Origin of the sequence: Microcoleus sp. AS-A8 (assembly GCA_039962225.1) — a bacterium.
Classification (GTDB): domain Bacteria; phylum Cyanobacteriota; class Cyanobacteriia; order Cyanobacteriales; family Coleofasciculaceae; genus Allocoleopsis.
This window is the reverse complement of the sequence record JAMPKV010000021.1, coordinates 90451-97454: the sequence shown is the minus strand read 5'-3', so window position 1 is coordinate 97454 and position 7004 is coordinate 90451. Positions and strand designations below refer to the sequence as shown.

At 44.6% G+C, this 7004-nt stretch carries 5 protein-coding genes; all 5 read right to left on the bottom strand.

Going from position 1 to position 7004, the window contains the following annotated elements; genetic code table 11:
• Positions 1 to 44 precede the first annotated feature (44 nt).
• The 5 genes from NDI48_25085 to NDI48_25065 all read right to left on the bottom strand — a co-directional run bounded on the left by NDI48_25085 (position 45) and on the right by NDI48_25065 (position 6713).
• Complete coding sequence (locus NDI48_25085) at positions 45 to 266, bottom strand: tetratricopeptide repeat protein (protein ID MEP0834443.1); 222 nt, start codon at positions 264 to 266, stop codon at positions 45 to 47.
• Positions 267 to 574: 308 nt separating this feature from the next.
• Complete coding sequence (locus NDI48_25080; GenBank protein ID MEP0834442.1) at positions 575 to 823, bottom strand: hypothetical protein; 249 nt, start codon at positions 821 to 823, stop codon at positions 575 to 577.
• A gap of 83 nt (positions 824 to 906) precedes the next feature.
• A complete protein-coding gene (locus tag NDI48_25075) occupies positions 907 to 1215 on the bottom strand; it encodes a hypothetical protein (protein ID MEP0834441.1) in 309 nt (102 codons plus the stop codon).
• A gap of 462 nt (positions 1216 to 1677) precedes the next feature.
• Positions 1678 to 3189, bottom strand: coding sequence for a phospholipase D-like domain-containing protein (locus NDI48_25070; GenBank protein MEP0834440.1), 1512 nt, complete (start codon positions 3187 to 3189; stop codon positions 1678 to 1680).
• Positions 3190 to 3263: 74 nt separating this feature from the next.
• On the bottom strand, positions 3264 to 6713 hold the full coding sequence (locus NDI48_25065; protein ID MEP0834439.1) for an AAA domain-containing protein: 3450 nt from the start codon (positions 6711 to 6713) through the stop codon (positions 3264 to 3266).
• Between the last annotated feature and the right edge of the window lie 291 nt (positions 6714 to 7004).

Genomic DNA, 7004 nt, shown 5'->3' with positions numbered 1-7004 from the left:
CTCTAAGTTTCTGTTCCAGTTTGACTGGAGGTCAGAGGCTTTTTCTACGGGAGCGTGAAAGTTAAGCACGGCAGGGATGACGGTTGGCGATCGCGCTTAACTAAGTGCCATTCGGTCATAGCCCAATCTGTTGGCACTGTCTCCGGGGTACGCACTTGCAATGCTCTTTGATAACAGGCGATCGCTTGTTCCAAATTCTGCGCTCGGTCTCCTCGAATGCGATCACGGTAGGCACAGCCCAGATTGTTTTGAGCAACACCCCACAATCTTGAGTATGCACTAGTAAGGCATTTTTACAATGAGCAATAGCTCGTTCTAGGTTCTGCTATGCATTAGTCGCATCTTTCTTAACATTTGGGAGAGCGATCGCTCTGAGCCTATCAAACCCCCATTCCTTCATGACCAATTCTCAATAAATCCCAGTTTTTATCAAGAGGAATAAGTGGCATTTTGTTAAGGTGTGTGGCAGCTATGCTTCTTGAAAGCTTGTGGAACAAGGCTTTCAAGATTGTTACAAAAGATGTGACTAATGCATAGCCTTGATAAGGGGGGCTAAGGGGGTCAATTTGTAGCGCTATTTTATGAAATTGGTATAAGCTTCACCTAGATAGTTTTGAGTTAGCGCCCAATTTCGGGGAAAGGCTTCGCAAGTAAAGACTGTAGCGACAATTGAATAACCCGTAATCGCAATTTCCACGTTACTGGCTCGGTTGCCTAGCGGAAATTCCCGAATCCCGTTGCTGAAGTTACCAATAGCAGCGGCAACCTCCTGAGCCTGCTCTTGCGTCACACTCGTCAAGGTAGCAACTGCCCAGTTTCGCAATACTTGAGCAAAGTTATCGTCAAGTAAGTAGAGGTTGGGTTGCAGGAGTGAGTATACAACTCCTGGATTTTGGTAGCTTCCGGTTAGCTTGGTACCTGCATCAAGAAAAAAAGCTGGTGTTTAGGATTTGGACGTGGGGAGGAACTGAGAGTTGAGGAGGATGATAAGGAGAGTGCATCAGCTACCAGACAAGCGAAATAGCTTAAACAATCAGCAGTATTTTGATCGCCTTTTTGTGCCATCACTTCTGACATCCGTTCCAGCATCTGGATCAACCCCGCATCCACTAAATCCGGGTTAGCACTCAAAATCTGCGGTTCTTGGTCACAGGAACACCTCAGTAGCCGCTCAACTAAATTGAGATAGGCTTGGAAACGTTGTTCTTTAATCATTAATCGATAGCACTCAAACCAAGCCAGCCAAAGGATGATTGAAAGGGCTAAACCTCATCCTGCATCTTCATATAGATAAAATTCTAGCCTTCAGAAACCAATGCTTCCAGCTCAGCCAAAAGCTTTTCTAATCGCTCCTGTTTGTTAGGATTGTCCCAGAGCTTCAACTTCTTCAATTTTGTTCTTTATCGAGTCTTTAAGAATTCTTGCTTTCATCTCAGGCTGCGTAGGTCATGTCACAGTCGTGATATGGGGAACCCGTTGTTTGACTTTTCCCTTTAACGGATAACCTCTGTTCCCTTTTTCAAGCGTGCGAAGAGAAAATGCGAGCGTGTCCTGTTACCAGGACACGAATTATATTACGTTATTTTGATACGTTGACAAATTCCAGTCGGCTGGAATTTGTCAACGGGGTGACCAACGAGTTCCTGTCGAAGACTTTATAGCGCTATGTCCTCAAATTTACTTATCAAATCGCGATCTGTAGCTATCAAATAGCTCATCAATCTTCTGGGGATAAGAGACAAGTGTTCCCCGCTCATCCCGGAATGTGCGATCGCGGTCTCCCTTGAATGAAAGCCAGTTGAAGCTTGTTGTTACAGCGAATTTGGCATCAGAGATGAGGATTTTTGCGTGGGTATCTCCAAGGCGTTTAAGAATAAAATTATTTTTGTACTGATTAGCTAATTTTTGAAGATTCTTCTCAGCTTGAATGTCAGGTGGGTACTTTTTATCATCATCTTTTTTTCCCAAACCGTACCCAATGAAAACTTGTACTCCCCGTCTGAGAAGATTTTCAAACTGTTGAAGAAAGCGTTTATCCACAGAATTTGCTCGAATCCAAGGAGAGATAATCAACAGACGTTCTTGGCTATCCTGAAGAGTCTGTTCCAGAAGGGGTCGGTGTTCATACATCTCTAGGAAACGAATAGGAAATGAATTAAGCTTGATGTTAAGTTGCTCTATTTGGTGTTGTTGTTCAATAATAATTTGTTCTAAAGCTGCCTTTTCTTCATCAGTTTTAGCCTGTTCAACGCTAGTCCGAGCTGTATCTATCTGAGCTTGAGCAGAAGATACCTTTTCTTTCAGCGCCTCAGCTTCTTGTAAGGGAGATTGAGCAACAAATTCATGCCCTAAAACTTCTTCAGCTAGCTTCCTGGGTGCGCTTTCCCTTAGTGTCTCTAGTATGCGAAGTGTCTTGACACCATTAGCACGAGCAAAAGCGGCTTCATGTTCATTGGAAAGGACACCATCAATAGCAAAGGCAACCTGAACATCATCACTATCTTTTGCTTTATAGATTAGTGCTAAGGCAGGTTGAAAAAATCTCTGCCTGCGCTCAATAGCTTTCAAAGCTAGCAGGTCTCGCTCTTGCTTGAATTTGGCTTTGCTTGCTCCCTCAATTTTGCGAATAATTGCGTCCACATCTTTGAGTTTGACATCGGATAATTCTGGAGGTTTCTTCGGAAAGGGTTCGATTTCTATAATTCCTTGGTTACGCAAGTCTTTTGGTTTTAGCAAGCGGTACTCCAACCGCCCGTACCACCGAGGTTGCCGCAGAAGTCCGTCAAAGTTAATATCAAATGTCCGTTCCTCGGGAACAATAATTTTAGCATCGCGGAGCGTCACTTCGCCTTTTTTAGTCAATTTCCACACTTGCACCTGAGAGCTGTCAGGAGCTATGAGGTCAATATCATCGCTCATTCTTAAATTGACCATTGCATCTCTAACAATTAGTTGTTCGAGACCAATAAAACTACCAATATCTTCTTCTGAGGAAAGACCCGCATCGATAGACTTCAAAACATATTCTTCTATAGGTGGAATTTGTTTACGAAGTAAAGTAAGGGCTTGAACAGTAATTTTATAAACAGGCAACGCCACTTCTCTACAGCTAACAAGGTCGAAGCCTGTTCGACTATCGTAGCGACGTAGTTCTTCTGGCGATAGAATGGCTGATTCTTCTAAATTCATAAGGCGAGTGTCTGTTTATAAAGTATGCTTGTTTATGCCTTAGCAATGGAATTTGTCAAGTGTTTTTACTTCCTTCATAATTTAGGCTCTATTAAGGCGCAGTTTTCAGTGTGACGTTCAACGTAATCTAGAACTCGATATAAAGGGTTGTTCTCTGAGGTTCGACAGAAGTGGTGATCTCCCACGAGGACTAAGCCAACTCGACCTCTGGATAAAGCTACATTCAGTCGCGCTGCATCACGTAGAAAGCCAACCTTCCCTTCTTTGTTAGAACGGGTCACAGAATACACAGCGATATCAGCCTCACGTCCTTGGAAGGCATCAACAGTGTTGCACTCAATTGTCAAGAATTTCCAGCTATTTAATTCTGAGTTAAGTCTCCGATTCAGCAATTTTAGCTGTGCCGAGTACCCGGTCAAGACAGCAACGCTGTAGTTTTTCTGAGCTTCTTCTGCCATCTGGTTTAGCTGCTTGAGAAGCTGAACTATGACTTTGACCTCACCGGCATTGTTGAAGCTAAAATTAGCCTCCTGTTCGCGACAATTGGGAAGTTTTGTTGTAGTCAGCCAAGTAACAGATTGGGGTAAAACTTTGCTAAGGTTTTTATCTACATCAGTCCTAGCACTGTTTAGCTGACCTTCATAAAAGCACTCACTGACAAGATTACCGATTGGTGCAACCATCCGATGCTGGATGGTCAACATCTTGCAACATCCATCGGGAAGAGTTCGGAGCAATCGATCAAACAGAGTTTCTCGGATGTCATCCTGAGTTAGTTCGTATTTTTCGAGAAAGTCCGAATCTCGGCTGGCTTCATCTTGGAAAGGTGGGAGTTGTTTAGGGTCGCCAACGAGTATCCACCGATGCGATCGCGCCATCGGAACTAGCACTTCTGTTGCTGTAGCTTTTGAAGCCTCATCGACAATGCAGAGGTCGAATTCTATGTCTTGAATGTCCCTTGGAATTCCGATACAGGTTCCGGCTACAACAGAAGAACGCTTAATCAGAGGAGCATTAAATTTTTCACTTCGACCAAACTGCTCAAACCACTCCGCCTGAATCGTCAGCAATCTTTGGAGCATTTTAGCATCGGGAGCGTTTGGATCGATCAGGTTATTAACCCGCTCTTCTAACTCTTGAGACGATAGTCTTAAAAGTTTATTAGTACCAATTCCACTTAATTCTTTTAGGCGTTTTGCTTTTTCCTTTTGCTCATCACGGGCTAACTTTAGTTGCTTACGCAGAGCGTCAATCTCCTGTGTGAGATGCTGAACCTCTTCTAACTGTTCCTTTGGTAAGTTCAGTTGTCCCAGTGAGTCGGGATTTTCCGGGTCATAAGGAGTAGGTAAAGTCTCATCTAGCTCCTGTTTGCGACTGGCAACTTCTGTCCTCAGAGATTCAATCTTTTTGACTATATTCCTCAACTCTTGGAACAGTGTTGCCAGTTCACTATCATGCGGAGAGATACCCCGCTGTGCTGACCAATCAGCAATAAACTTCTGTCCCTTGGCGATCGCTTCCTCTCTCCACTGTTCCATCTGTTCTTCCAGCAAGAGTGAATGAACATTCTCTGAAACCCGTTCGTGGTTGCCAATCCGCACCAATTTTAACTTAGGATTTTTAGTTTGAATTCGTTCTAGGGCGTTATCTAGTGCCACATGAGTCTGTGAACTGAGCAGAATTCGTGCATTAGGATTAGCTTTAAGAGTTTGCAGAACCACTTCTGTAATAAATGTTGTCTTTCCTGTCCCTGGGGGACCCTGGACAATTAGGAAATCTTCTGTTGAGAGTGCAGCCTTAACAACTTCCTGCTGTGATTTATTAAGAGGTTGAACAAACTGCACATCCGCCACTAGTTCAGGAGTCCGAACTTCTTGAGGATTGACAAGTAATTGACGAATATCTGAGCGTACTGCGCGGTCAAATCTAATAGCGTCTAGGGCATTTTTTTGGCGATTTAGAGCAACCTCAGCAGCACGAGTATCAAAGCGTAGCTCACCAGATTGTGGGAGTCGATCGGGTTCTCCGTGTCTAACATAGAGAACCAACTTATCACCTGCAACTTCCACGACATCTCCCCCCAAGAGGCTCAATCCATCTGTCCGGGTTACATGGCGGGGTTGTCCAGCTATGTTATCTTCTAGGAGTTCTAAGAGTTGAAAGATAAGGCGGTTGCCCTCACGGGTAACGCCTGTGTATCTAATTGGTTTCTCTCGGTTTTTCTCCCAATCTATCTTGGCTCTGAGGATATCCCACCAAACTCGGAATAGCCGTTGCTTTTCTTCTTCATCTTCTCGTTCTTTTAGGTTAGCTTCGTACTCTATAACTGCATCCTGTAGCTCCTGAATCACTTCTACAGCTTCATATATGTTCAGTGGACTTCCAAATTTGAACTCGTAGGGTAGAGTCCAAGCACGGTCTCGACGCTGTTCGAGTTGTGAGTAGGGAGTAGACCAAGCATTAAAAATAACGAGGCGGTTTCGTCGATTTTGATCCACCTTCATGTGATACCGATAGGAAACACCATAAATTTCGTAGTGATCTTCACCAGATGAATTGTCTGCTTTGTCCTTAAACTTATAGGGACGAATTCCACAGCCACATTCATTATTGAGATCGTCGAAGATAAGATTTTTGATTTCAACTTCCGAATCAATCTCAAGTTCGCTCTGGAGTCGGTTCAAGCACTTTGGTGTAAGCTCAAGGAAGCAAGGGCGTTTCTTGGTTACCCCTATTTTTGACTTACCTTGGATAGCGTTGAGTTCTGCTAGCAGCACTTCGGCATTGTGTTGACGCTCTGCCGGATCGAGCGAAACAGCACGCTCAATTACTTCAACAACTGAATCCGGGGCATCAAATGCTCTGAGTGCCTGAGGTATGCTATTGCGATCGACAAGCTCCACACTCGTTAGGCATTTAAGCACCAATACCCCAAAGCTGAAGACATCGCGGGTGTAGGTATAGGAGCCGTCATCATACTCTGGCGGCGTGAAAGTACGAGATACAAAGTCTCTAAGGGTAACACTAGGTTGTAAATAACTTTTGAGCTTGGATATGCCGAAATCAGCGATTTTTATGCCTCCGTCACTGCCAACTAAAATGTTGCTAGGCTTGATATCTCGGTGAATGTAGTTGCGATTGTGGGAGAAGGCAAGAGCTTCCAGTAGAGGGAGAGCTACCGCTTTGCAGAATGAATCCCAGCCGTCCGGTGGAGATTCTTTTAGAAGTGTTGCCAAATCCTTCTCCATCCACTCTAGGACGAGAAAATAGTAACCTGTAGTTTCATCCTTTCCTGAATCGAGAAGCTCCACGATTCCGGGATGCTTCAGCTCTTGGAGGGCTTGGGTTTCACGCCTGAAGGACTCGGCTAGAATATCTGCTTCAATCTGCCCGTGTTTGAATTCTTTTAGTGCCACTCGCCGGAGATCATCAAGCATATCACTTGCCTGATAGACATCAGCCATTCCGCCCGCTCGAGGGTTGGGAGATAGAGCATAGCGCCCATTGATGAGGCGAACTGGCATAACTTGGCTACCCCTAGACGATTTCTGTTTAGTTTTAACACAGCGACCAGGGCGATCTGCTGGGGGCAGTTGAGCGATCGCCCCACCCCTTCAACCCCCTGAACCAATCGCTGATAAATAGCATATTCGCCTAGCAGCACCACACGGATAACCAATAATCCTAACCGTTTTGAGTTCTGCTTTAAACTTATCTTTCCTACCCTAAACCGTCATAGGCGATACTAAGAGAGTTCCTTTCCACAGATGGCTGCAAATGAACGCAGGCGATCGCTTTGATGACCTCGACGCTAG